The sequence below is a fragment of the Nocardia grenadensis NBRC 108939 genome (assembly GCF_001613445.1).
Lineage (GTDB): Bacteria > Actinomycetota > Actinomycetes > Mycobacteriales > Mycobacteriaceae > Nocardia > Nocardia grenadensis.
Genome location: NZ_BDCJ01000012.1, coordinates 228,643 through 252,510, shown reverse-complemented (window position 1 = coordinate 252,510; position 23,868 = coordinate 228,643). Strand labels below are relative to the sequence as shown.

General features: G+C 67.8%; 24 protein-coding genes and 1 pseudogene. 16 read left to right on the top strand and 9 right to left on the bottom strand.

The window, feature by feature from the left end:
- Window positions 1-18: 18 nt before the first annotated feature.
- Genes NGR01S_RS15490 through NGR01S_RS15480 form a run of 3 tightly spaced genes read left to right on the top strand, consistent with a single transcriptional unit; the run spans window position 19 to window position 2,320 of the window.
- Entirely contained in the window at window positions 19-750 is a 732-nt protein-coding gene (locus NGR01S_RS15490; protein WP_063037277.1) for a lipid droplet-associated protein, read from the top strand.
- Window positions 747-2,084: an exodeoxyribonuclease VII large subunit gene (gene xseA / locus NGR01S_RS15485; RefSeq protein ID WP_063037275.1), complete on the top strand. Its 1,338-nt coding sequence runs from the start codon at window positions 747-749 to the stop codon at window positions 2,082-2,084. The genes NGR01S_RS15490 and xseA overlap by 4 nt, the downstream gene beginning before the upstream one ends.
- Before the next feature lie 2 nt (window positions 2,085-2,086).
- Window positions 2,087-2,320 (top strand): exodeoxyribonuclease VII small subunit, encoded by a 234-nt coding sequence (locus tag NGR01S_RS15480; protein ID WP_030522151.1) that lies wholly within the window; start codon window positions 2,087-2,089, stop codon window positions 2,318-2,320.
- Window positions 2,321-2,345: 25 nt separating this feature from the next.
- On the opposite strand, the gene NGR01S_RS15475 is transcribed toward NGR01S_RS15480, so the two are convergent.
- A complete protein-coding gene (locus NGR01S_RS15475) occupies window positions 2,346-2,915 on the bottom strand; it encodes a DUF4245 domain-containing protein (protein WP_063037273.1) in 570 nt (189 codons plus the stop codon).
- A 131-nt stretch (window positions 2,916-3,046) separates the two neighbouring features.
- On the opposite strand from NGR01S_RS15475, the gene glpX reads away from it, so the two are divergent.
- From glpX to NGR01S_RS15460, 3 genes are all read left to right on the top strand, one after another.
- Window positions 3,047-4,090, top strand: coding sequence for a class II fructose-bisphosphatase (gene glpX / locus NGR01S_RS15470; RefSeq protein WP_063037271.1), 1,044 nt, complete (start codon window positions 3,047-3,049; stop codon window positions 4,088-4,090).
- A 260-nt stretch (window positions 4,091-4,350) separates the two neighbouring features.
- Entirely contained in the window at window positions 4,351-4,974 is a 624-nt protein-coding gene (locus tag NGR01S_RS15465; RefSeq protein ID WP_084481117.1) for an LGFP repeat-containing protein, read from the top strand.
- 205 nt (window positions 4,975-5,179) lie between these two features.
- Window positions 5,180-6,037: an acyl-ACP desaturase gene (locus tag NGR01S_RS15460; RefSeq protein ID WP_157107279.1), complete on the top strand. Its 858-nt coding sequence runs from the start codon at window positions 5,180-5,182 to the stop codon at window positions 6,035-6,037.
- 87 nt (window positions 6,038-6,124) lie between these two features.
- Here NGR01S_RS15460 and NGR01S_RS15455 read toward each other — a convergent pair whose 3' ends face one another.
- Entirely contained in the window at window positions 6,125-7,525 is a 1,401-nt protein-coding gene (locus NGR01S_RS15455; RefSeq protein WP_063037267.1) for a class II fumarate hydratase, read from the bottom strand.
- A 274-nt stretch (window positions 7,526-7,799) separates the two neighbouring features.
- Between NGR01S_RS15455 and NGR01S_RS15450 the strand changes: the two genes are divergently transcribed.
- The 4 genes from NGR01S_RS15450 (at window position 7,800) to NGR01S_RS15435 (ending at window position 10,944) form a co-directional block, all read left to right on the top strand.
- Window positions 7,800-8,123 carry a hypothetical protein gene (locus NGR01S_RS15450; RefSeq protein ID WP_063037265.1) on the top strand — a complete coding sequence of 108 codons (324 nt, stop codon included), beginning with the start codon at window positions 7,800-7,802 and terminating at the stop codon, window positions 8,121-8,123.
- A 71-nt stretch (window positions 8,124-8,194) separates the two neighbouring features.
- Window positions 8,195-9,712: an aldehyde dehydrogenase gene (gene adh / locus NGR01S_RS15445; protein WP_063037263.1), complete on the top strand. Its 1,518-nt coding sequence runs from the start codon at window positions 8,195-8,197 to the stop codon at window positions 9,710-9,712.
- The gene (locus tag NGR01S_RS15440) at window positions 9,712-10,113 is read left to right on the top strand and encodes a DUF779 domain-containing protein (RefSeq protein ID WP_063037261.1); all 402 of its coding nucleotides are present in this window, start codon (window positions 9,712-9,714) and stop codon (window positions 10,111-10,113) included. Before adh ends, NGR01S_RS15440 begins: the two co-directional genes overlap by 1 nt.
- Window positions 10,114-10,470: 357 nt before the next feature.
- Complete coding sequence (locus NGR01S_RS15435; protein ID WP_063037259.1) at window positions 10,471-10,944, top strand: VOC family protein; 474 nt, start codon at window positions 10,471-10,473, stop codon at window positions 10,942-10,944.
- Here NGR01S_RS15435 and NGR01S_RS15430 read toward each other — a convergent pair.
- The gene (locus NGR01S_RS15430) at window positions 10,932-11,618 is read right to left on the bottom strand and encodes a TetR/AcrR family transcriptional regulator (protein WP_063037257.1); all 687 of its coding nucleotides are present in this window, start codon (window positions 11,616-11,618) and stop codon (window positions 10,932-10,934) included. The two genes, NGR01S_RS15435 and NGR01S_RS15430, sit on opposite strands and share 13 nt — an antisense overlap.
- Before the next feature lie 87 nt (window positions 11,619-11,705).
- Here NGR01S_RS15430 and NGR01S_RS15425 point away from each other — a divergent pair, with 87 nt between their 5' ends.
- Window positions 11,706-12,791 (top strand): epoxide hydrolase family protein, encoded by a 1,086-nt coding sequence (locus NGR01S_RS15425; protein ID WP_063037255.1) that lies wholly within the window; start codon window positions 11,706-11,708, stop codon window positions 12,789-12,791.
- A 60-nt stretch (window positions 12,792-12,851) separates the two neighbouring features.
- On the opposite strand, the gene NGR01S_RS15420 is transcribed toward NGR01S_RS15425, so the two are convergent.
- Window positions 12,852-13,124, bottom strand: coding sequence for a hypothetical protein (locus NGR01S_RS15420; RefSeq protein WP_063037547.1), 273 nt, complete (start codon window positions 13,122-13,124; stop codon window positions 12,852-12,854).
- A gap of 111 nt (window positions 13,125-13,235) precedes the next feature.
- On the opposite strand from NGR01S_RS15420, the gene NGR01S_RS15415 reads away from it, so the two are divergent.
- The gene (locus NGR01S_RS15415; protein ID WP_063037253.1) at window positions 13,236-13,619 is read left to right on the top strand and encodes a DUF488 domain-containing protein; all 384 of its coding nucleotides are present in this window, start codon (window positions 13,236-13,238) and stop codon (window positions 13,617-13,619) included.
- A gap of 403 nt (window positions 13,620-14,022) precedes the next feature.
- On the top strand, window positions 14,023-15,372 hold the full coding sequence (gene phoH2, locus NGR01S_RS15410) for an RNA 5'-3' helicase PhoH2 (protein ID WP_063037251.1): 1,350 nt from the start codon (window positions 14,023-14,025) through the stop codon (window positions 15,370-15,372).
- Window positions 15,373-15,441: 69 nt separating this feature from the next.
- On the opposite strand, the gene NGR01S_RS15405 is transcribed toward phoH2, so the two are convergent.
- The 3 genes from NGR01S_RS15405 to NGR01S_RS15395 all read right to left on the bottom strand — a co-directional run bounded on the left by NGR01S_RS15405 (window position 15,442) and on the right by NGR01S_RS15395 (window position 18,555).
- Window positions 15,442-15,855 (bottom strand): limonene-1,2-epoxide hydrolase family protein, encoded by a 414-nt coding sequence (locus NGR01S_RS15405; RefSeq protein ID WP_063037249.1) that lies wholly within the window; start codon window positions 15,853-15,855, stop codon window positions 15,442-15,444.
- A gap of 80 nt (window positions 15,856-15,935) precedes the next feature.
- Window positions 15,936-17,228 carry a serine hydroxymethyltransferase gene (glyA, locus tag NGR01S_RS15400; protein WP_063037545.1) on the bottom strand — a complete coding sequence of 431 codons (1,293 nt, stop codon included), beginning with the start codon at window positions 17,226-17,228 and terminating at the stop codon, window positions 15,936-15,938.
- Between the two features lie 130 nt (window positions 17,229-17,358).
- Window positions 17,359-18,555: a hypothetical protein gene (locus NGR01S_RS15395; RefSeq protein WP_063037247.1), complete on the bottom strand. Its 1,197-nt coding sequence runs from the start codon at window positions 18,553-18,555 to the stop codon at window positions 17,359-17,361.
- A 324-nt stretch (window positions 18,556-18,879) separates the two neighbouring features.
- Between NGR01S_RS15395 and coaA the strand changes: the two genes are divergently transcribed.
- Window positions 18,880-19,812 (top strand): type I pantothenate kinase, encoded by a 933-nt coding sequence (coaA, locus tag NGR01S_RS15390; RefSeq protein ID WP_063037245.1) that lies wholly within the window; start codon window positions 18,880-18,882, stop codon window positions 19,810-19,812.
- A 75-nt stretch (window positions 19,813-19,887) separates the two neighbouring features.
- On the opposite strand, the gene NGR01S_RS15385 is transcribed toward coaA, so the two are convergent.
- Window positions 19,888-20,676, bottom strand: coding sequence for an isoprenyl transferase (locus NGR01S_RS15385; RefSeq protein WP_157107278.1), 789 nt, complete (start codon window positions 20,674-20,676; stop codon window positions 19,888-19,890).
- A 383-nt stretch (window positions 20,677-21,059) separates the two neighbouring features.
- On the opposite strand from NGR01S_RS15385, the gene trhA reads away from it, so the two are divergent.
- Window positions 21,060-21,707 (top strand): PAQR family membrane homeostasis protein TrhA, encoded by a 648-nt coding sequence (trhA, locus tag NGR01S_RS15380; protein ID WP_373861426.1) that lies wholly within the window; start codon window positions 21,060-21,062, stop codon window positions 21,705-21,707.
- 108 nt (window positions 21,708-21,815) lie between these two features.
- Window positions 21,816-23,345: an adenylate/guanylate cyclase domain-containing protein gene (locus NGR01S_RS15375; protein WP_084481062.1), complete on the top strand. Its 1,530-nt coding sequence runs from the start codon at window positions 21,816-21,818 to the stop codon at window positions 23,343-23,345.
- A 103-nt stretch (window positions 23,346-23,448) separates the two neighbouring features.
- Here NGR01S_RS15375 and NGR01S_RS33010 read toward each other — a convergent pair.
- A pseudogene (locus NGR01S_RS33010) lies at window positions 23,449-23,772 on the bottom strand (hypothetical protein); the annotation flags it as partial.
- Window positions 23,773-23,868: the final 96 nt, after the last annotated feature.

The window sequence follows — 23,868 nt, the reverse complement described above, 5'->3', positions numbered from 1 at the left end:
ATCGGGCAGGCTATTACCATGTTTCGACCACCGTTCCTGGCCCGCGTCGCCGCCGGAGCCGCCGTCTATGTTCTCGAGGAGACGCGACGGCTGCCCTCGGCGGCGGCGAAACTACCGCTCACCGCGGTAAGCCAATTACTGCAGACGGGAATGCACGTCCAGCAGTTCGTCACCAGTCTCGCGATCAAGGGCGATTCGGTATTCGACCGGATCATCAACCGTCCCGAGGAACAGCCCGAATGGGCCACCTTCGACGAGGACGACAACCCGCCGGTGCGCGAGTCCGGTGCCATCCGGCGCCGCCGCAACAGCAGCTTCGACCGCGTCGAACCCGATCCGGCCGAGGTCGAGCAGGCCCTGCAGGAGACCTTGGCCGGGTTGCGCGCGATCCAGAACGGCAACCCGGTGCCCGCGGCCCGCACCTTCGACGCCGAGACCACCGTCGACGCCGGTGACGCGGTCAGCGATATCGAGGTGACCGGCGCGGCCGCGGTCGACGGACCCGAATCCGCCACCACCGCCGATCCCGAGCCCGTCGCCGAACCCGAGCCGGCGCCCGCGCCCGAACTTCCCGAGGCCGGCGCCCGCTACGACTACCCGAATATGACCCTCGCCCAGCTGCGCGGACGGCTGCGCACGCTCACGGTCAACGATCTGGTCGCCCTGCTCGACTACGAACAGCGCACCCTGGATCGCGCCGCGTTCGTGACCATGCTGACCAACCGGATCGCCACCGTGCGAGCCCAGTGACCGAGGCCGATCCCGCGCCCCCGGTCGGCCGGAGCGGTTCCGGCCGGCCCGGGCAGGCATCCGCCCCCGCCAATTCCGCCGAGCAGCCGTGGCCGGTGCGCTCGGTGTCGATGAAGGTCGCCCAGTGGATCGACCGGCTCGGCAGTATCTGGGTGGAAGGCCAGCTCACCCAGATCAACCTGCGGCCCGGCACCCGCACCGCCTTCCTGGTGCTGCGCGATCCGGCCGCCGATATGTCACTGTCGGTGACCTGCGATCCGGCCCTGTTGCGCGCCTCCCCTGTCCCGCTGCAGGAAGGCAGCCGGGTGGTGGTCTACGGCAAGCTTTCCTTCTTCCCCGGCCGCGGCACCCTGTCGCTGCGCATCTCCGAGATCCGCCCGGTCGGTGTCGGCGAACTACTGGCACGGATCGAACGGTTGAAGGCCCTGCTGGATGCCGAGGGCCTGTTCGATCCGCGGCTCAAACGCCCGGTCCCCTTCCTGCCCGGCACCATCGGGCTGATCACCGGCCGCGGCAGCGCCGCCGAACACGATGTGCTGAGCGTGGCCCGGGACCGCTGGCCCGCGGTGCGGTTCGAGATCCGCAACACCGCCGTGCAGGGTCCGTCCGCGGTCCCGCAGATCCTCGACGCGCTGGCGGCCCTGGATCGCGACCCGGCGGTCGAGGTGATCGTGCTCGCCCGCGGCGGCGGCAGTGTGGAGGATCTGCTGCCGTTCTCCGACGAGACACTGTGCCGGGCCCTCGTCGCCGCGACCACCCCCATCGTGAGCGCCATCGGTCACGAACCCGATTCCCCGGTCTCCGACCTGGTCGCGGATCTGCGCGCGGCCACCCCGACCGACGCCGCCAAACGGATCGTGCCCGACGCCGCCGCCGAGACCGCGCTCGTCCGGGAACTGCGCGCGCGGTCCGCGGCGGCACTGCGCGGCTGGGTCGAACGGGAGTCGGCGGCGCTGCGGCAATTGCGGTCGCGCCCGGTCCTGGCCGATCCGCTGCGCGATCTCGGCCACCGCCACGACGAGATCGAACGCCTGCGCACCGCGACCCGCCGCTGCGTCGAGAGTCTGGTCCGCGCCGAATCGGTGACCACCGACCATCTGCGGCGTCAGCTGACCGCGGTCGGCCCGGCCGCGACCCTGGCCCGCGGCTACGCTGTGGTGCAGCGGGTGACCGGACCCGAACGGCATGTGGTGCGCGCTGTCGCCGATTCGCCCGCCGGCAGCCAGTTGCGTATCCGGGTCGGGGACGGCGCGATCTCCGCCGCCGCCCTCGGTGCCGAACGGCTCGGCGAACACGGCTCCCGCACCCGCTCCGACGACTCCGAGAGGACCTGACCGTGTCCGATACCGGCACCGACGATCTGGCCGATATCGCCGGCCTCGGCTACGAACGCGCCCGCGACGAGCTGGCGGGCGTGGTGAAAATGCTGGAGCAGGGCGGTATGGACCTCGACGACGCCCTCGCGCTCTGGGAACGCGGCGAGGCGCTCGCCAACCGGTGCGAAGAACATCTGGCCGGGGCGCGGCAGCGGATCGAGAAAGCGCTGGCCGAATCCGACGACGCGGAATGACCCGCGCCTACCCCCAGTTGGCCGGTTACGTGGTCGGGAGCGGCCGGGCGGCCACCACCGCGGCGGCCAGGGTCTCGAAGGCCTCGGTATTGCCGGCGCCCCGGATCAGCACCCGGCTGTCCCCGAAATCGGCGACCCACGCGGGCTCGGCGCCGGGCTCCTGGTAGACCACCCATTTCTGCCCGGCGATATCCCGGGTCCCGGTGGCATACCGGCTGCCTGCGATATGTCCGGCCAGGACCTCTTCGGTGGCGTCGCTCTGGTCGAGTTCCATATAGGTGCCCACACCGGTGACATAACCGATGGTGCTGACCGTGCCGCCGCCGCGTTCGGTGATGGTGTCGCGGCTCCCGGAATTCGGCCGCCAGTTCTGTGGGACGGCCGGTTGACGGATCGGGAACGACAGGTTGCGCGCGTCCGAGCGCAGCGCCGCGGCGGCGTCGAAACTCGGTATCGTGCCCTGGGTGGGACCGGTCGTGGCGAGACTGCACTGACTGGTCAGTCCGGCGAACACCACGGCGATCAGCACCAACGGGATCAACGACCAGAAAAGATCCCGGTAGTCGTTCATGATGCGTGGCTTCTTGTTCGGCACGCTCCCAGTATCCATCGTGGTAACGGCGGGACCCCGCGCCGCCCCCGGTACTGCCGTACCAGGTGATCACCGGCACGCAATCCGGCGATGCGACAATTACGGCAAGTTACACAACCTAGGAGGCACCCGCCATGACGGCATCTTCGCCCGCTTCGAGCCGCCGCGAGGCGCCCGACCGCAACCTCGCGCTCGAACTCGTCCGCGTCACCGAAGCCGGCGCCATGGCAGCGGGACGCTGGGTGGGCAAGGGCGACAAAGAAGGCGGCGACGGGGCGGCCGTGGACGCCATGCGGCAGCTGGTCAGCTCGGTATCGATGAGTGGCGTCGTGGTGATCGGCGAGGGCGAGAAGGACGAAGCGCCCATGCTGTACAACGGTGAGAACGTGGGTGACGGCACCGGCCCGGAGGTCGATTTCGCGGTCGACCCCATCGACGGCACCACCCTGATGTCGAAGGGGTCCCCCGGTGCCATCTCGGTGCTGGCGGTCGCCGAACGCGGCGCCATGTTCGACCCGTCGGCGGTGTTCTACATGCAGAAGATCGCCGTCGGCCCCGACGCCGCCGACGTGATCGATATCTCGGCGCCCATCGGGGAGAACATCCGCAAGGTCGCCAAGGCCAAGCATGCCTCGGTTTCCGATATCACCGTGTGCATTCTGGACCGCCCCCGCCACGGCGACCTGATCCAGGAGGTCCGCCACGCCGGCGCCCGGATCCGCTTGATCTCCGACGGTGACGTGGCCGGCGCCATCGCGGCCGCGCGCCCTGATTCCGGGACCGACATCCTGGTCGGTATCGGCGGCACCCCCGAGGGCATCATCGCCGCGGCCGCGATGCGCTGTATGGGCGGTGCCCTGCAGGGCAGACTCGCACCCAAGGACGACGAGGAGAAGCAGAAGGCGATCGACGCCGGCCACGATCTGGACCGGGTGCTGGTCACCGAGGATCTGGTGGCCGGGGAGAACGTCTTCTTCTGCGCCACCGGCGTCACCGACGGTGATCTGCTGCGCGGGGTCCGCTACTACGGTGGCGGCGCGTCCACCCAGTCCATTGTGATGCGGTCGAAATCAGGCACGGTCCGCATGATCGACGCCTACCACCGGCTCACCAAACTCCGCGAATACTCGTCGGTCGATTTCCACGGCGACGAGCACGCCGCCCCGCCGCTGCCCTGAGCGCCGCGCGTGCGGTCCGGGCACTGCTCCGGACCGCACGGGCCCTCCGGCGCGCCGGGCGCATACCCGCCGTGGCCAGCAACTTTTCGGCATCCGGGCCGTGTTCGCGGTTCTTACGGGTAATATCCGCGTGGCCACCGAACTGGTAACGTCACGAATCTCCACAATCAGTAGCCGCGACGTTGCCGAACCCACAGCCGGAGTGATGAACCACCACGACCCGCCCGTCCATCACGCCGGCCTGTCGCGAGAGGATGGACATGCACCACTTCGCTCGACGCTCGGCCGGATTCACCGCGGCACTCGCCGCCGCGGGTCTGCTCGTCGCCGGTTGCGGTGACGACGACAACTCGGTGTCGGACACCGTCGGCTCCCTGACCTCGGCGGTGATGCCGGGCGGCAACACCGGCACCGGCACCCCGTCCGCCTCTCCGGGCGCCGAAGGCTCGGCCACCGAAACGACAGTCGCCGAGGGCTCGGCCACCCCCGACGAAGACCCCAATGCCAATGCCGGTGAAACCAGGGTGCAGACCCCGGACGGCAACGAAGTTGCCGTGAAGGGCAGCATCTACCAGAAATACACCGAGGCCGGCGGTCCGACCGGCACACTCGGTATGCCCGAGGGCGAGGAGCAGGTCGCCGGGGATGGCGGTCGCTACCAGAACTTCTCCGGCGGCACCATCTTCTTCAGCAAGGACACCGGCGCCCATATCGTCTGGGGCGATATCCGCGAGGCATGGGAGGCCAACGGCGGCGCCGACGGCCGATTGGGCTTCCCCACCTCCGACGAGGAGGCGACCCCGGAGGGTAAGAAGAGCGACTTCGAGGGCGGCACCATCACCTGGAACTCCTCGGACCGTTCCACCACGGTCACCGAAAAGTGAATCCAGCGCTCGGGGCGCCCACGGAAGTGGGCGCCCCGAACGCTGGCCGGAGCCCGCGCATCACACGATTCCGGGATCTTCGTTCACATCCGCGGAACGGGCCGGATTGTGCGAGTACCCGACCCGGATCGTCCGGATCGCCGATATTCCCCAACCCGACCCCGGCGCCGACCCCGTACTCGCTCCGACCCGCTACCGTGTGTGCGTGCAGAAACTGTTGACCGACCGCGACCTGCTGGAATCGCTCGCGGTAGAGGTGGAACTGACCATGCGGCGCCATACCGAGATCGCCGATGAATGGCAGCCGCACGACTTCGTCCCATGGGACGACGGTCGCAACTTCGCCTTCCTCGGCGGCGAGGACTGGGATCCCGCGCAGTCCGAACTCGGCGATACCGCCCGGCTGGCGCTCACCGTGAGCGTGCTGATCGCCGACAACCTACCCGCGTACCACCGGGAGCTCGGCAAATATCTGCGCACCGGGGCGTGGTGGCGCTGGGTGGGCCGCTGGACCGCCGAGGAGGCCCGGCACTCCATTGTGATCCGCAACTATCTGATGGTCACCCGTGCCTGTGACCCGGTGGAGCTGGAACGGCTGCGGATGGGTCATATGACCGACGGTTTCCGGCGCGAGCCGCTGCATCTGCTGGATGTGCTGGCCGCCTGCGCGTTCGAGGAGACCGCCGCCGCCGTGCGCCATCGCAATACCGCCGCGCTCGGGGAGAACCCGCTGATCACCGCGATCAGCGAGCGGATCGCCGAGGACGACGAGCGGCAGGCCGCGGTATTCGCCGACCTCGTCGCGGCGGGGTTCGAGCAGGCCCCGGACCAGACCATGCGCGCCGTCGCCGACCAGGTCGCCGCGTTCCGGGTCCCCTCGGTCGCCCTGCCCGACGGGCGCAGCAGCGACGAGGCACTGGCCGATGCCGGTATCTACGATCCGGAGCGGCAGGACGAGCTGATCTTCGCGCCGCTGCTGCGTCGCTGGGATGTGTTCGGCCGCACCGACCTCGGCGAATCCGGCGAAGCAGCCCGCGAAGAACTGGCCCGGTTCCGGTCCTGAATCCATCTACGGTGCGACGCGACCGTTGCGCAACCGTCGCGTCGCACCGAATGCCGCGTCATCCCGGGTTCCCGAAGCGGCACGGCATCAGTCGTTGTCGATATTCGTCATGGACAGCACGTCCAGGCGCCGGTCGAGTTCCTCCTCGCTCAACCCGTCGCCGATCAGCCCCCGATCGATCACCGTCTGACGGATCGTCTTCTGCTCCCGCAGCGCCTGCTTGGCCACCGCCGCCGCTTCCTCGTAACCGATCGCCGAATTCAGCGGGGTCACAATGGAGGGCGAGGATTCGGCCAGGGTGCGCAGCCGTTCGGCGTCGGCGATCAACCCGTGCACACACCGGTCGGCGAACAGCCGTGACACCGCCGCCAGCAGCCGGATGGATTCGAGCACGTTACGCGCCATCACCGGGATGTAGACGTTCAGCTCGAAATGCCCACCCGCCCCCGCGAAGGCGACCGCGGCATCGTTTCCGATGACCTGCGCCGCCACCTGGGTGACCGCCTCCGGCAGCACCGGATTCACCTTGCCGGGCATGATCGAACTACCCGGCTGCAGGTCCGGCAGTTGCAGTTCACCCAGCCCGGTCAGCGGACCCGAACCCATCCAGCGAATATCGTTGGCGATCTTGGTCAGGCTCACCGCGACCGTGCGCAGCGCCCCGGAGACCTCCACCAGCCCGTCCCGGGCCGCCTGCGCCTCGAAATGATCCTCGGCCTCGGTCAGCGCGTCGATTCCGGTGGCCCGCACCAACTCCGCCACCACTTTCGCCCCGAACCCGGCGGGCGCGTTCAGCCCGGTCCCGACCGCGGTACCGCCGATCGGCAGTTCGCCCAGTCGCGGCAGCGTCGCCAGCAGTCGCTCCATACCCGCCGCGACCTGCCGGGTGTAACCACCGAACTCCTGGCCCAGCGTCACCGGGACCGCGTCCATCAGATGGGTACGCCCCGATTTCACCACCGTGCGCCATTCGGTCGCCTTGTCCAGCAATGCCAACCGCAGATGCTCCAGGGCGGGCAGCAGATCCTTGATCACGGCCTCGGTGGCGGCCAGGTGGGTCGCGGTCGGAAAGGTGTCATTCGACGATTGGGACATATTCACGTGGTCGTTCGGGTGCACAGTGACCCCGCCCGCGGCCGCGATCGAGGCGATCACCTCGTTGACGTTCATATTCGAACTGGTCCCCGACCCGGTCTGGAACACATCGATCGGGAACTGGTCGTCGTGGCGGCCCTCCGCGATCTCGGTGGCGGCCGCGACGATCGCCGCGGCCCGCTCCGCCTCGAGCAACCCCAGATCCCGGTTGACGACCGCGCATGCTCCCTTCAACAGCCCTAGCGCCCGGATCTGCGCCCGCTCCAGCCCCCGCCCGCTGATCGGGAAGTTCTCCACCGCCCGCTGGGTCTGGGCACGCCACAGCGCGTCCACCGGAACGCGGACCTCACCCATGGTGTCGTGCTCGATGCGGTACTGCTTCTCCTCGCTCATATTCCCGACCCTATGCCGCGTCCCGGCGATGTCGGCGTGCCACGCGTGAGGTCTGAATCACCGGAATTCCCCTCGACGAATCCTGCCCCGCATCACTCCCGACCAGATGGGTAGTGCACTCGATGATCTAAAACTCGGTGCCGACGCCATCGACAACACAGCGGAAGCAGACATCCGAGTCGTCGCCCGGTCACCGGCCGAGGTTTCGCCCGGGATGTCACCGACCAGGCCGGATCCGGATACGCGAGATCCCTCGCTCGGCATATAGACGCCAATGCTGGTCGGCACGGGCCATGAGATCACCATCATCGACGCCACCCGGCTCGTTTTCCTCTCGCTGCGAACCTTGGCGGCGCTTGCCGATGACAGCGCCGAACCGCACGGTATCCAGATCTGCCTCGTCATCGACAATGCTCGCTTGTCCCGGCACGCCGCGACAATCGCGGGGCATCCATACCAGGCCCGCGCGATTCCCGGCGCGCAACCCCCGCCCTCGACGTCGGTTTTCCGGCTGCCGCCACCTCGACCAGCATCGAGCCCGCACCCGCCGGAATCGATCCCACGTTTCGTCGCGAACACCGCGTACTACTGCCCATAACGCGGCATAGTGAGGTACATCACGCTCTATCCGGCGTGCGTTCAGCGCCCGAGTCGACCGAGGAGTTCGTCATGACCTACGCCAAGCCCGGTGCCGACGGCAGCATCGTCAGCTATGCCCGCCGATACGACAATTTCATCGGGGGTGAGTGGACCGCACCCGTCGAAGGTAAATACTTCGACAATCCGTCTCCGGTCGACGGCGAGACCTTCTGCGAGGTAGCGCGTTCCACCGCGCCCGATGTGGAGCTGGCGCTGGATGCCGCGCATGCGGCCGCCGATGGTTGGGGGGCCACTTCCACCACCGAACGCGCGAATATCCTCAACAAGATCGCGGATCGGATCGAGGAGAATCTGGAGGCGCTGGCGGTCGCGGAGACCTGGGAGAACGGGAAACCGGTGCGGGAGACGAAGGCGGCGGACCTACCGCTGGCCGTGGATCACTTCCGGTATTTCGCCGGGGCCATCCGCGCCCAGGAGGGCGGGATCAGCGAGATCGACGCCGACACCATCGCCTACCACTTCCATGAGCCACTGGGCGTGGTGGGTCAGATCATTCCGTGGAATTTCCCCATTCTCATGGCGACCTGGAAATTGGCGCCGGCGCTGGCGGCCGGTAACACGGTGGTGCTGAAACCGGCCGAGCAGACGCCGGCGTCGATCATGAAGGTGGTCGAGCTGATCGGCGATCTGCTGCCGCCGGGTGTGCTGAATGTGGTGAACGGCTTCGGGGTGGAGACCGGTAAGCCGTTGGCGTCGAGTCCGCGGGTGGCGAAGGTCGCCTTCACCGGCGAGACCACCACGGGCCGGTTGATCATGCAGTACGCGAGCGAGAACATCATTCCGGTGACCCTGGAACTGGGCGGGAAGAGTCCCAATATCTTCCTGCCGGATGTGCTGGCGGCCGACGACGATTTCCTGGACAAGGCGGTCGAGGGTTTCGTGATGTTCGCGCTGAACCAGGGCGAGGTGTGCACCTGTCCGTCGCGGGCGCTCGTCCATTCGTCGATCTACGACGAGTTCATGGCCCGCTGTGTGGAGCGCACCAAGGCCATTGTGAGCGGCGATCCGCTCGACGACGCGACCATGATCGGCGCGCAGGCCAGTAACGACCAGCTCGAGAAGATCCTCTCCTACATCGATATCGGCAAGAAGGAAGGCGCCGAGGTACTCACCGGCGGCGGGCCCCGGTCGGTCGAGGGCTACCCGAACGGCTATTACGTGGAGCCCACCATCTTCAAGGGCAGCAACGATATGCGCATCTTCCAGGAGGAGATCTTCGGCCCGGTCGTCTCGGTCACCACTTTCGATTCCACCGAGGAGGCCCTGAAGATCGCGAACGACACCCTCTACGGTCTCGGCGCGGGTGTCTGGACCCGGGACGGCAACACCGCCTACCGGCTCGGTCGCGGTATCAAGGCCGGACGCGTGTGGACAAATTGCTATCACGCCTATCCGGCGCACGCGGCGTTCGGCGGCTACAAGAAGTCGGGTATCGGCCGGGAGAACCACGCGCAGATGCTTGACCACTACCAGCAGACCAAGAACCTGCTGGTCAGCTATTCACCGCAGAAGCTCGGGTTCTTCTGATGCCGGACCCGAACCGGGTGGAACTCACCGCGACCGCTGCCGATCTGCTGCATGAGCTGATCGAACGGCACGGTCCGGTGATGTTCCACCAGTCCGGCGGGTGCTGCGATGGCAGCGCACCCATGTGCTATCCGCGGGGCGAGTTCCGGGTCGGGGCGCAGGATGTGCTGCTGGGGCAGGTGGATGTGGACACCCCGTTCTGGATGAGCGCGGACCAGTACGAGTACTGGAAGCACACCCATCTGACGGTGGACGTGGTGCCCGGGCGCGGGAGCGGCTTCTCCCTGGAGGCGCCGGAGGGTGTCCGGTTCCTGATCCGGTCCCGGCTGCTCACCGACGAGGAGTTCCTCCGCCTGGAAGCCGCGCCGCCACCACCGACAGGTGCTGAGATCACCGACTGATCGCCGCCCGGCCCGCCCGGCCTCGGCTCGTGCCGATCGGCCCGGCGGGTCGGATCGGGTGTCGGCCACGATCGCGCCGATCATCGGGCAGCACCGGTCCACCTCACCCCTTCCCTGGTCACCTGCACGGTCGAGCCGGTCCCGGCTCTGGATGCCGGCGAGCGGCCGGCGGAGCGCAGACCTGGGGTTACGAAAGCCCAGATCACCGCGCCGGGCTCGCGCCGACCGGGCCCGGCGGGTCGAGCCGGATGCGCCGCGCCGGTGCCGGATCATCGATCGAATCCGGCCGGAGCCGATCAATTACGGCTCCGGGATCCGTCGTCAGTGCATACCAGCCGTCAGCTGAGGAGGATCGTCATGCAGAAGATCGTCACCAATCTCTGGTACGACACCCAGGCCGAGGAGGCCGCGGAGTTCTACTGTTCCCTGTTCCCGGACGGGAAGATCACCGGGGTGCAGCGGTATACGGATTCGGGCATGCGGGAAGCGGGAACGGTGATGCTGGTCGACTTCCAGCTCGCCGGCCAGCAGTTCACCGCTATCAACGGCGGCGGCGACTACCACTACACCCACGCGATGTCGCTGCTGGTCAACTGTGACGATCAGGCCGAGGTCGACCGGCTGTGGGAGGCGCTGCTCGCGGACGGCGGCGAGGAGATCCAGTGTGGCTGGCTCAACGACAGGTACGGGGTGCCGTGGCAGATCTGGCCCAGCGAGGCCAACGACCTGCTCTCCGGTGACGATCCGGTGGCGGTCGATCGCGCTCTCGCGGCCATGTACCAGATGAAGAAGATCGATTTGCGGGCCATGCGGGAGGCCTACGCAGGCTGATCCGCTTCCGGCGGCCGCGCCGGGTGGGTTCCGGCGCGTTGCCAGCGCCAGGCGAACTCCCCCGGCCGCGGCGGCGGGCCCGGCAGCTCGCCCGCGGCGGCCAATCCGGAGATCAGGACCGCGAGCACCCGGCGGCGCAGTTGCGCGGTGCGCTGCCGGTCGGGTGTCGACACCGCCGCGCACGCTTCCAATACCAGGCCGATGTCCTGCGGCGTCACCCCCTCCCGCAGCCGGCCCGTGGCCTGCGCCCGGCGTACCAGTTCTGCGTTCGTCTCGTCGGCGTGCGCCACATCGGGCAGCATCGCCGGGTCGGGTTCGAAGGTGCCCGCGAGATGCACCGTCAGGGAGTGCACGTCGGCATCGACCACTCGTTCCAGGAACCCCACCAGGGCCTGCCAGCCGTCGGGTTCGGCCAGCGCGGCGTCGGCCTCCGCGTTGTAGCGGCGCAACCCCTCGTGGCACAGCGTGCGCAGTAGCGCTTCCTTGCTGGGGTAGCGGCGGTAGAGCGCGCTGATTCCGACGCCCGCCCGTTCGGCCACCGCGGCGATCGGGGCCTTCGGTTCGGCCAGGAACACCTCCCGAGCGGCTTCCAGGACGAGACCGTCGTTGCGGGCGGCCTGCGCTCTACGGCCGCCCAGAGGCTTGTGAGCAGGTGTTTCCGCTGATTTCGACATACGCCGAGCGTACCAGTTGAAACGGAATGTTCCGTTCTGTTACCTTCAAACGGAACAAACTATTCCGTTCTGAGTGAAGGATTCGATATGGCCACCATCAAGCCGTTCCGCGTCGAGATCCCCCAGGTCGATATCGACGATCTGCGCAACCGGCTCCAGCGCAGCCGCTGGGCCGATCAGATCCCGGGCTCCGGCGAGGAGTACGGCGTCAGCGTCGGCCGGGTACGGGCCCTGGCGGAGCATTGGCTACGGCTCGACTGGCGAAAGATGGAGGACCGGCTCAACGCCCACCCCCACTTCGTGACCGAGATCGACGGTCAGCGGATCCACTTCCTGCACGTACGCGCACAGCAGGGCACCGGGTTCCCACTCGTCCTCACCCACGGCTGGCCCGGGACCTTCGTCGAATTCCTGCGCCTGATCGAGCCGCTGAACGCCGCGGGTTTCGATCTCGTCATCCCTTCGGTCCCCGGTTACGGCTTCTCCGGACCCACCACCGAGAACGGCTGGAACGACCAGCGGATCGCCCGGGCCTGGGCCGAACTGATGAGGCGGCTGGGCTACGCGCGATACGGCGCGGTGGGCAATGACGGCGGATCGATGATCTCGGTCGAACTGGGCCGTTTCGCACCGCACCGTGTGGTGGGAACGCATGTGGCCCAGGTATATTCGTTCCCGTCGGGCGACCCTGCCGAACTGGCCCACCTGGATGCCGACGAGCAGCGGTCCCTGGAAACCCTGAACTGGTTCGTGACGAACAAAATGGGTTTCAATGTGCTGCAGTCACAGCAGCCGCAGACCCTCGCGCACGCCCTCGCGGACTCACCGTCGGGCCTGCTCGGCTGGAACGGACAGCTCCTGGGACCGGAACTCGACGACGACTTCGTGATCGCCAATATCGCTGTCCACTGGTTCACCGGCACGGCGGGTTCGGCGATCCGGCACTACTTCGAGAAGGACAAGGCCCCCACCCCCACCGCGCCGTCGACGGTGCCGCTGGCACTGTGCGGCTCGACCGGCGATTTCCACGGAATCCGGCGGTTCGCCGAGCGCGATCACCACATTGTGTCGTGGCGTACACATGATGTGCACACCCACTACCTGCACCACGTCGCGGCGGATCTCATGGCCGCCGAGATCACCGAGTTCTTCGGCGAGTACCGCGGCGAGTGAGCCGAGGCCGTAGCGATCCGGCACCGCGACGGGTCCGCGGTGCACTTCGCTGCACGACGGTCAGGAATGCTCCTTCAAGTACTCCAGATAGAACCCGCGCAGCGCCTCGGCGAGTTCGCCGTCACCTGCGTGAACATAGTCGTCGAGCATGGGCACCACCCATTTGATATCGGCTTCGCTCTCCCCGGTCCGGCCCGCCGTGGCCTCCGCCGCCGGGATCCGGGTCAGCAGGTCCCAGAGGAAGCGGATATCACCGTGCCGCACCGCGAGCCTGACCGCGCGGTCGTGCAGTTCCTTCGACGAGAGCTTGTCCGACTCCTCGTACTGGGTCATATCGCCGACTCTAATCCCGGCACCGGGTTCCGGGCCGGTTTCCGGGAGGGTCGCCGGGCCGTCACCGCGTGGCGTACCCACTCCGGCCCGATACCGTGCTGCGATGACCCGATGACCGACGAAATCCCCACCCCACCGCCCGGCTTCCAGGTCAAACGCGTCTACGAGGCCCCCACGGCCGACGACGGATACCGGGTGCTCGTCGACCGCCTGTGGCCGCGCGGCCTCGCCAAGGCCGCGGCCCGGGTCGACGAATGGCCCAAGGAGATCACCCCCTCGACCGAGCTGCGCAGGTGGTTCCACGAGGACCCCGATGGCCGGCGCACCGAATTCGCCGACCGCTACCGGGCCGAGCTCGCCGAGCCGGCGGCCCGCGAAATATTGAACCGGCTCCGGGAGCGCGCCGGCAGCAGCCCGCCGGTGACATTGGTCACCGCTGTCAAAGAACCGGGTCACAGCCACGTTCCGGTACTCGTGGAGCAGTTGCGGGAATGAACCGGCCCGCGCCGGGCGACACGAAAGCGAACGTGGAGCGAACACGCCGCTCAGGACCGGGGACAGCACGACTTTCACCGATACCTGATCCGAATCGACCGCGGACGGTCGATACCCACGCTGACCTGCGTGAAAACGGTCGAACCGGGGCCAGTTCACAGCGAATTCACCAAACCCTCGCGCATTTCTTCGAGCGCACAGGGGTGGTGAGGAGGTAGCTTCGGAGTGGCGGGTCGCACGTAGCGGTTCGCTCGGGAGGTCCTGACCGTGACTGAGAAACTCAGTACGAGGGGGCCGGCACCCGGTCCTCGTGGCCACTGACGCACCACGTCAGCAGCCATCCGGACCTACCGGCCCAGCGAGACTGTCTGTGTGGGTGCCGCGCAGACCATAGGAGCCTACCGTGACTGATAATCGCTCCGTATCCGCCCCTTCGGCGAATTCTCGCTTCATTGAGAAAGGTTTGAAAACCTTCGTTATCGACACCTCGGTGCTGCTGTCGGATCCCTGGGCAGTGACCCGGTTCGGCGAACATCATGTGGTGTTGCCGCTGGTCGTGATCAGCGAACTCGAGGGTAAACGACACCATCACGAACTCGGCTGGTTCGCCCGCGAGGCCCTGCGCATGCTCGACGATCTGCGGGTGGCCCACGGCCGGCTCGACGAACCGCTGCCCATCGGCACCGACGGTGGCACGTTGCAGGTGGAACTGAACCACACCGATCCCTCGGTGTTGCCGGTCGGTTTCCGCACCGAGAGCAACGATTCCCGCATCCTGGCCTGCGCGTTGAACCTCGCGGCCGACGGATGCCAGGTGGTGTTGGTGTCCAAGGACATCCCGATGCGGGTGAAGGCCAGCGCGGTAGGTCTACGGGCGGAGGGATATCACGCACAGGATGTGGTGACCTCCGGCTGGACGGGCATGGTCGAGATCGACACGGCCTCGGACATCGTCGACCGACTCTACAGCGAATCGGTCGTCGATCTCGACGAGGCGCGAGAACTGCCCTGCCACACCGGAATACGCCTCCTGGGCAACAGCTCCAGCGCCCTCGGCCGGGTCACACCGGACAAACGGGTGCAGCTGGTGCGGGAACGGGAGGCGTTCGGGCTACACGGCCGCTCCGCGGAACAGCGGGTGGCACTGGACCTGTTGCTCGACGAGAGCGTCGGCATCGTCTCGCTGGGTGGCCGCGCCGGCACCGGTAAATCCGCACTGGCACTCACCGCCGGCCTGGAAGCGGTGCTGGAGAAGCGCACCCAGCGCAAGGTCGTGGTCTTCCGGCCGCTGTACGCGGTGGGCGGCCAGGAACTCGGTTACCTGCCGGGCACCGAGAACGAGAAGATGGGCCCGTGGGCACAGGCCGTCTTCGACACCCTCGACGGTCTGGCCAGCCGCGAGGTCATGGAGGAGGTACTCGGCCGGGATATGCTGGAAGTTCTCCCGCTGACCCATATTCGAGGCCGGTCGCTGCACGATTCGTTCGTGATCGTGGACGAAGCCCAGTCATTGGAACGCAATGTCCTGCTGACGGTGCTGAGCCGGCTCGGCAGCGGTTCCCGGGTGGTCCTTACCCACGATGTGGCCCAGCGCGACAATCTGCGGGTCGGCCGGCACGACGGTGTCGCCGCGGTGGTCGAGAAGCTCAAGGGTCACCCCTTGTTCGCGCATATCACCCTGACCCGCAGTGAGCGGTCGCCGATCGCCGCACTGGTCACCGAGATGCTGGAGGAATACGGGCCCAACGCGTAGGCCCGGCAGCCGTTCGAGAGCGTTTCACGGCGCTCTCGAACGGCGTCCGCGCCATCGCGACCCGATAGGTCAGCGGCCGAAGAGCGCCTTCACGACCCCGACCGCGGTGCCGCGCAGAAAGTTCTCCCAGCTGAAATGGTCGTGCCACAACACGATTCGGCCGTCGTGCAGCTCGAACGTCCCCATCACCCAGAACGAGATGCGCACCGGCCCGAACCGCAGCACATCGGTGCGATCGGTGAGCACCACGGATCCGTCCGCGGCGATATGGTGCATCTGCGCCGAGAACCCGAACTGCTCCCGGTCCAGGCCCCGTAGCAACTTCCCGACCCGTCGCGCCCCGCGCACATCCGGCAGCGAGGTGTTCTTCCAGACGATATCGGGATGCACCAGCTCCAGCGCCTCGTCGAGCGCGCCGATCTCCATCGCGGTGAAGAACTCGCGGACCGTGGTGGCCGCGTCCTGATTCAGCTCGGTATCCATCCTCCGAGCCTAGGATGCCGCTCCGGCAGGAGCCAGGTGCTGTGTACTCGGCGCGTGGGCCGAGCACACAGCACCGAAGATCACAACAGGTTCCAGTCCTCGAGGCCCTGGTAGAGCGGGAAATCGTTGGCGAGTTTCTTGACCCGGCCGCGCAGCGCATCCAGGTCGGCGCCGCCGGCGAGAGCAGTGGCGATGATATCGGCGACCTCGGTGAACTCGGTGTCGCCGAAGCCGCGGGTGGCCAGGGCGGCGGTGCCGATACGCAGGCCGGAGGTGACCATCGGGGGGCGCGGGTCGAAGGGGACGGCGTTGCGGTTGACCGTGATCCCGACCTCGTGCAGCAGGTCTTCGCCCTGCTGGCCGTCGAGGTCGGAGTTGCGCAGGTCGACCAGGACCAGGTGGACGTCGGTGCCGCCGGTAAGGACGCTGATGCCCTTACCCGCGACGTCGGGGCCGGTGAGGCGTTCGGCGAGGATCTTGGCACCGGTCAGGGTGCGCTGCTGGCGTTCGGCGAACTCGGGGGTGCCGGCGATCTTGAACGCGACCGCCTTCGCGGCGATGACGTGCATCAGCGGGCCGCCCTGCTGCCCGGGGAACACCGAACTGTTCAGTTTCTTGGCGTAGTCCTGTTTCGCCAGGATGAGGCCCGAGCGGGGGCCGCCGAGGGTTTTGTGGACGGTGGAGGAGACCACGTCGGCATACGGCACCGGGGAGGGGTGCAGGCCGGCGGCGACCAGTCCGGCGAAATGCGCCATATCGACCCACAGGTAGGCGCCGACCTCGTCGGCGATCTCCCGGAACGCCGCGAAATCCTGATGCCGCGGATACGCCGACCATCCGGCGACGATCACCTTCGGCCGCGCCTCCCGCGCGATCGCCCGGACGTTGTCCATATCCACCCGGTGGTCTTCCTTGGAGACCCCGTAGGAGTGGACGTCGTAGAGCTTGCCGGAGAAGTTCAGCCGCATGCCGTGGGTGAGGTGGCCGCCGTGGGCCAGGTCCAGGCCGAGCAGCCGGTCGCCCGGATCGAGCAGCGACATCAGCACCGCGGCGTTGGCCTGGGCGCCGGAATGCGGCTGCACATTCGCGAAATCCGCGCCGAACAGCGCCTTGGCGCGTTCCCGGGCGAGGTTCTCGACCACGTCGACGTGTTCGCAGCCGCCGTAGTAGCGACGACCGGGATAGCCTTCGGCGTACTTGTTGGTGAGCACACTGCCCTGCGCCTGCAATACCGCGCGCGGCACGAAGTTCTCCGACGCGATCATTTCCAGGGTGTCGCGTTCCCGGGCGAGCTCACCCGCCATCGCGGTGGCGAGTTCGGGATCGAGCTCACCGAGAGACTGGGTATTGACAGAGGCGGTCGTCTGCGTCACCACGCCAGTGTATGAGTCACCCCAGGGATCGGTTTATCTGCCCCGCCTTCGGCGGGGCGTGGTCGGGGCCCGGTGTGACCCCGGCCACGAAGGCCCGCTATCCGGAGATGGCGCGGGCTCGGCACCCGGGTCAGACGGCGCGCAGGGCGGAGGGAATGAGGGGTTCGTCCAGCAGCCGGCGGAAGCGGTCGGCGCGGTCGTCCTCGTCGGTGGCGCGGTCGAGCCAGCCACCCAGCAACCGGTAGCCCTCCACATAGGTGCTGACGTAGGCCCGCCACAGCGGTGAGGACAGGAAGCGCAGCGACTGGCGGGCGCGGTCGGGAGTGGTGAGCGACCAGCGCTCCAGGAAGGCGGCCACATCGTCGGCGTCCCTGCCCATGTCGTGCAGCATGAGCGCGGCATCCTGCCGGACCCCGAGCAATTGGCCGGAGGCCTCGACGAGTCGTTCGGCGCGTTCCCCGTCGAACCGCAATCCGAGGTCGGCGTAGATCTCCTGCGCCCACCGGCCCCAGCCCGGCCCGACGATCGAACGCAACGCCAGGTCCGCCAGCCCTTCGGCCATCAGGCACTGCGGAGTGTTGACCAGGAAGATCGTCTGCTCGGTCTGCCCGGCGGCCACCAGGCCGGCCTCTTTGCGGCAGTGCTCGGTGTGGTGCCCGGGGTAGGACTCATGCGAAATGAGCCGGGGCAGGTTCGCCATGTGCTGGCGCAGGTCGGAGTTGATGGCGACCGTGGACCGGTAGTTGCCGAGGTAATAGTTGAAACCGGACCACGGCTTGTCGCCGACCACCTCGTAGGTGACGTGCTCGTGGTCCGGCAGCGGGTACCGGGCGCGAACCAGTTCGCGGAGCGCGCCGGAGAACGCTTCGACGCACGCCTCGAGCTTGTCCGGCGGGATCTCGTCGGCTTTCCGATAGGCCGCCATCCGTTCGGTCAGCGGACCCGAGCCACCCAGGACCTCATCGATCTTGCGGTGTGCCTCCTGATAGTCGGCGGGATCACCGGGCGCGATCTCGACGTCGAAATAGGCGCGGACCTCGTCGATGAAACCGATATCGTCCCCGGCGAACTTGCGGCCCGAACATTCCAGCGCCCGCAGATGCGCGTCGATGAACTCGGACCGCTGGGCGGGCAGGCCGGCGTTCGGCAGTTCCGTACGTAACCGCGCGGCCGTCCGGGCCAGCTCCCGGGGTTCGGGCTTCGGCGCGTTCTCGACTTCCTGCCGCAGCCGCGGGTCGGCCGTGTAGGCATCGACGAATCCCTCTTCGATCCGGTCGAATGCCAGACCGAGGCGCAGGTATTCGATCACCAGGGGATGGGCTTCCATGGCCTCGACCCTAACGGGCGCGGCCCCTCCGCGATCCGCGTACGCGACGAAGCCGGGACATGGCCGGGCCGGCCGGACGGCCGCACCCGGTGCGGATTCGGCCGGCGGATACCGGCCACGTATCCCCGTTACCACGGGAAGCAGTTGTTCTACACAACAGTAATGGACCCCCCGATCCCCCCACTCCCCGCCGAGGGGCAGAATTCAGCCATGAGGGCACAGCCAGAGCGCCGGACCTGGCGGGGTCGCGACAGCCGCAGCGGCGGAATCCCACGCGCAGGGCACCGCGAGCACGAGTGTCCGGCAGAGTGGAGCGCTGAGTAGATGGCCAAGGCGAGCGAGCCGAGTCCGTATGTGGAATTCGACCGGAAACGGTGGCGGGAACTGCGCAAATCGACTCCGCTGGTGCTCACCGAAGAGGAATTGATCGGACTGCGAGGTCTGGGCGAACAGATCGACCTCGAAGAAGTGGCCGAGGTCTATCTGCCGCTGGCCCGGTTGATCCACCTGCAGGTGGCGGCGAGACAGCGCTTGTTCGCGGCCACCGCCACCTTCCTCGGGGAATCACATCCGGACAAACAGGTCCCCTTCGTGATCGGTGTGGCCGGCAGCGTGGCGGTCGGCAAATCCACCACCGCCCGCGTACTGCAGGCGCTGCTGGCCCGCTGGGATCATCACCCCCGGGTCGATCTGGTGACCACCGACGGATTCCTCTACCCCACGGCGGAACTCACCCGCCGCGGGCTCATGCACCGTAAAGGCTTCCCGGAGAGCTACGACCGCCGCAAACTGCTGCGCTTCGTCACCGAAGTGAAATCGGGCGCCGAAGAAGTATGCGCGCCGGTTTATTCACATATCTCCTACGACATCGTCCCCGGCGAATTCCACTGTGTACACCAGCCGGATATCCTCATCGTCGAAGGGTTGAACGTATTACAGACCGGGCCGCGGCTGATGGTTTCCGATCTGTTCGATTTCTCCATCTACGTGGACGCGCGGATCGAAGATATCGAAACCTGGTACGTACGAAGGTTCCTGAGCCTGCGGGCCACCGGGTTCGCCGATCCCAAGGCTCATTTCCATCACTACGCGCGGTTCACCGACGCCGAGGCGACGGCGGCCGCAAAAGACATCTGGAACTCCACCAACCGCCCGAATCTGGTCGAGAACATACTGCCTACCCGCCCCCGCGCCACCTTGGTCCTGCGGAAGGACTCCGACCACACGATCAACCGGTTGCGGTTGCGGAAGTTGTGATCGCGACGGCGGACTTGCGAGTGAGGGCGATGCCAGGTCGGCAGACCCCGCGACGCCGCAGGCGGCGCCAACAATTCAGGTCCCGTAGCGGCGGTGGCGGGCGGCGTAGTCGCGGAGGGCGCGGAGGAAGTCGACGCGACGGAACTCGGGCCAGTAGACCTCGGTGAACCAGATCTCGGAGTAGGCGCTCTGCCACAGCAGGAAGCCGGAGAGCCGCTGTTCGCCGGAGGTGCGGATCACCAGATCGGGGTCGGGTTGCCCCGAGGTGTAGAGGTGCTGGCCGATGGCGCCGACCGTTATGGACTGGACCAGGTCCTCGCCGGTTTCGCCGGCCGCTATCTCCTGGCGGACCAGTTGGCGCACGGCGTCGGCGATCTCTTGGCGACCGCCGTAACCGATGGCGACGTTGACGTGGGTACCGGTGCGTTCACGGGTGCGCTCGGTGGCGGTGCGCATGCGCTTGGCGACCAGTTCGGGCAGGCCGTCAAGGGTGCCGACGATACGGACCCGCCAGTTCTGTTCGGGGTCGGCGAGTTCCTCGACGACGTCGGTGATGACTTCGAAGAGGGTTTCCAGTTCCTCCTGGCCGCGGCTGAGGTTCTCGGTGGAGAGCAGGTAGACGGTGACGAGCTCGATTCCTTCGGCTTCGCACCAGCTGACCAGTTCGGCGACCTTGAGGGCGCCGACCCGGTGTCCGTGGGTGATATCGGTGAACCCGTTCTCCCGGGCCCAGCGGCGATTACCGTCGCACACCACCGCTACATGCCGCGGATGCTGTTTGTCCGCAAGCTTCTTGGCCAGACGGGCCTCGTAGATGCGATAGGGAAAGCCCCGCAGCCGACTCGGAAATTCCACGACGCCCAACAGTACGCCTTTCCGGTCGGGGTCCGTAGTTGTGGCGAAAAGCGATGACGGTCACTGCCGCGGCCGAGACAGCCCCCTCTCGGCGGGTGAGGCGGTACAGTGACCACAGGGTAACCTACGCAGACGTAGGTTACCCACGAGTTCAGTATCGGCTCCGTCGGGCCGCGGAGGCATCCGCGGGTCCGCAGCACCGGTAGGCCGTCGCGCTGCCGCCGGAAGCCGGGCCGCGCATACTCGAACCAGGAGGCAATGTGTCCGACCCTTCCCCCGGCAGTCACCCGAACCCCGGCGACCTCGATCCCACCGGCGACCTCGCCGGTGCCGCGGTCGACTCGCAAACCGGCCCCGACAGCGAAGACCCGGTCCCCAACCCGGCCGACTCACTGGTCGCGCTGGTCAAACCGCGGATGCGCGGCTGGATCCACACCTGGGCCACCGGTATCGCCGCGGTGGCCGTGATCGCGCTGGTCGCCACGGCGGCCACGATCTCGGCGACGGCGGTCGTCGCGACCCTGATCTACGGACTCACCATCTGCGCTCTGTTCGGGATCAGCGCCACCTATCACCGCATCACCTGGCAGACCGTCCAGGCCCGGATACGGATGAAACGTGCGGACCACTCGATGATCTTCCTGTTCATCGCGGGCACCTACACACCGTTCGCACTGCTCGCCCTACCCGCTCCGACCGGCCCGATCCTGCTCGCGGTGGTGTGGACGGGCGCACTGGCCGGCGTCGCGCTGAAATTGCTGTGGCCACTCGCCCCGCGGTGGGTGGGAGTGCCGTTGTATCTGCTCCTCGGCTGGGCGGTGGTGCCGGTGGGCGGAGAACTCTATCGCTCGGCCGGCCTGCCCGCGGTCCTGCTGCTGGTCGCCGGCGGGCTGGCCTACAGCATCGGCGCGGTGCTCTACGCCACCCGCTGGCCCAACCCGTGGCCGAGCACCTTCGGCCACCACGAGTTCTTCCACGCCGCCACCGTGGTGGCCGCGCTCTGCCACTACGTGGCGGTCTGGCTGGTGCTACTGGATTGAGCGAACACGTTCCCGGACCGCTGACCAGCTGAGTCGATTAGGCTGCTGATTCGTGTCCTTCCATAGCGGCCGCCCGCGCTCCAGCGGCCACCGCGGGTAATTCCGCCGATGGCCTACAGTGTCGGATCCCGGCCGCGGGCCGGGATGGTCACCCGGCTGATGCAGTGGACCGTCCTCGCCCGCTGGGGGCTGGCGTCGGTCGTCATCGCCGCCCACCTCAGCGGTCTCGCGGTCATCGTGACCCAACTGGTGCTCATCGGCTTTCCCGGCCGGGTCGGCACCGATCAGCTGAGCGGGCTCATGCTGGTCACCGTCTACCCGGTCGTCGCGTCGCTGTTGGGGATCGCGCTGGCCGTCCGCGACCGCCTGACCTATTTCGCCTGGCTGGACAGCTCCCGCAAACCGACCCCTGAGGAGGCGCGGCGGATCCTGCACCTGCCGCTCGCCATCACCCTGCGTTCGCTGGTGATGTGGGGGCCCGGGGTGGTGCTTTCGGCGATCCTGCTGGCCGGGCTGACCACCGAGAAGGATCTCACCGTCCTACTCGCGATGTTCATCGTCGGTGGGCTCGAATCGGCCGGCCTGACCTATCTGATCGTGGACCGGGTCATCCGGCCCGTGGTGCCGATCGTGGCCGGCGTACTCGGCGCGACCATGCACTGGAGTTCGTCGGTGTTCGTGCGGGTGGCGCTGGCCTGGGCGGTCTCGGGCGCCATGCCGCTCAGCGCGCTGATCGTGGTACTCGCCGATCCGGCCACCTCCATGGAACACCGGATCCGGACCGGTATCTATCTCGCCGCGATCAGCCTGGTCGTCGGGGTCCTGGCCACCTGGGCGCTGACCCGGGCCGTGGCCACACCCCTGCGGACGCTGCGGATAGCGGTGGACCGGATCACCCGGGGCGATCTGGATGTGCGGGTGTCGGTGGGCAGTGCCAGCGAGATCGGCCGGTTGGAACATTCGGTGAACGAGATGTCGGCGAACCTGCGCGAACGGTCGCGGATGCGGGATGTGTTCGGCAGGCACGTGGGCGAGGAGGTCGCCGAGCGGGCACTCGCGGGAGGTATCGATCTGACCGGTGACGTGCGAGAGGTTTCGGCGCTGTTCGTGGACGTCACCGGATCGGTGGCGATCTCCACCGGACTCCCGCCGCAGGAGTTCGTGGCCAAACTGAACCGGCTCATGGCCACCGTGGTCGCCGCGACCGAGGACAACGACGGACTGGTGAACAAGTTCGAAGGGGACGCGGCGCTGTGCATCTTCGGCGCCCCGATCGCATTGACCGACAACGCGACTCCCGCCCTGCGCGCCGCCCGCCGGATCCGGGACGAGGTGTTGGCGGCGGGCGAACTCGATATCGGTATCGGCGTGGCCCGGGGCCGGGTGTTCGCCGGGGACGTCGGCACCGATACCCGCCGGGAGTATACGGTGATCGGGGACGCGGTGAACGCCGCGGCCCGGCTCACCAGCCGCGCCAAGGAGGTACCGCGGCGCATCCTGGTCTCCCAGAGCGTGGTCGACGCCGCCGAGGCGGGTGAGCGCGCGGAATGGGTGAAGTATGGATCCGTCGCATTGCGCGGTATCGACGCACCGACCCCGTCCTGGACCGATCGCCAAGTCGAAGCGCCACAGCGCTAGCGCGTTGCGTAGCGAGCGACGATCGCGGCGGCTCGGTCGCGCAGGCAGGTACCAGGACTTCCGCGTCGGTGGTGAGCTGCCACAGCGCCCATTCGGCGTGCCGCGTGTCCTGGAAGGTCACCTCCAGCCGTAGCCATCCGTCCGCGCCGGGCTCCTCGTTGCGGACGGCCGCGCGGTGCTCATCAACTCCTCCCGCCGCTCCGGGTTCACCCGCACCAGCACATCGATCCAGTCCCCGCCGGTCCGGAATCGGGTGCTGCGTTCCTGCCAGACCCGGCCCGGATCGATCCGGTCCGAGCGCTGGGCCGGTTCGGGAAGTACTTGCGCCGCCGATATCCGCGACAGCCGGTAGGTCCGATCCGCACCGGCTCGCATAGCGAGCAGGTACGCCAGGCCGCGCACGGTGACCAGGCCCGATCGGGTCCACCGTCCGCCACCCCGGGCCGCGGTCGGCGGGCGCCGCGGACGCCGGGTCCCGGCTCGGCCCGCACAACCGGCCGCATAGCACGACGACTTCCCGGCG

Coding starts and splice junctions, on each gene's coding strand:
- coaA (WP_063037245.1), top strand. CDS start 18,880: ATGGCCAAGGCGAGCGAGCCGAGTCCGTATGTGGAATTCGACCGGAAA.
- NGR01S_RS15430 (WP_063037257.1), bottom strand. CDS start 11,618: ATGTCGAAATCAGCGGAAACACCTGCTCACAAGCCTCTGGGCGGCCGT.
- NGR01S_RS15420 (WP_063037547.1), bottom strand. CDS start 13,124: ATGACCCAGTACGAGGAGTCGGACAAGCTCTCGTCGAAGGAACTGCAC.
- NGR01S_RS15405 (WP_063037249.1), bottom strand. CDS start 15,855: ATGGATACCGAGCTGAATCAGGACGCGGCCACCACGGTCCGCGAGTTC.
- NGR01S_RS15455 (WP_063037267.1), bottom strand. CDS start 7,525: ATGAGCGAGGAGAAGCAGTACCGCATCGAGCACGACACCATGGGTGAG.
- NGR01S_RS15435 (WP_063037259.1), top strand. CDS start 10,471: ATGCAGAAGATCGTCACCAATCTCTGGTACGACACCCAGGCCGAGGAG.
- NGR01S_RS15375 (WP_084481062.1), top strand. CDS start 21,816: ATGGCCTACAGTGTCGGATCCCGGCCGCGGGCCGGGATGGTCACCCGG.
- NGR01S_RS15465 (WP_084481117.1), top strand. CDS start 4,351: ATGCACCACTTCGCTCGACGCTCGGCCGGATTCACCGCGGCACTCGCC.
- NGR01S_RS15450 (WP_063037265.1), top strand. CDS start 7,800: ATGCTGGTCGGCACGGGCCATGAGATCACCATCATCGACGCCACCCGG.
- NGR01S_RS15395 (WP_063037247.1), bottom strand. CDS start 18,555: ATGGAAGCCCATCCCCTGGTGATCGAATACCTGCGCCTCGGTCTGGCA.
- NGR01S_RS15425 (WP_063037255.1), top strand. CDS start 11,706: ATGGCCACCATCAAGCCGTTCCGCGTCGAGATCCCCCAGGTCGATATC.
- NGR01S_RS15490 (WP_063037277.1), top strand. CDS start 19: ATGTTTCGACCACCGTTCCTGGCCCGCGTCGCCGCCGGAGCCGCCGTC.
- NGR01S_RS15415 (WP_063037253.1), top strand. CDS start 13,236: ATGACCGACGAAATCCCCACCCCACCGCCCGGCTTCCAGGTCAAACGC.
- glpX (WP_063037271.1), top strand. CDS start 3,047: ATGACGGCATCTTCGCCCGCTTCGAGCCGCCGCGAGGCGCCCGACCGC.
- NGR01S_RS15440 (WP_063037261.1), top strand. CDS start 9,712: ATGCCGGACCCGAACCGGGTGGAACTCACCGCGACCGCTGCCGATCTG.
- adh (WP_063037263.1), top strand. CDS start 8,195: ATGACCTACGCCAAGCCCGGTGCCGACGGCAGCATCGTCAGCTATGCC.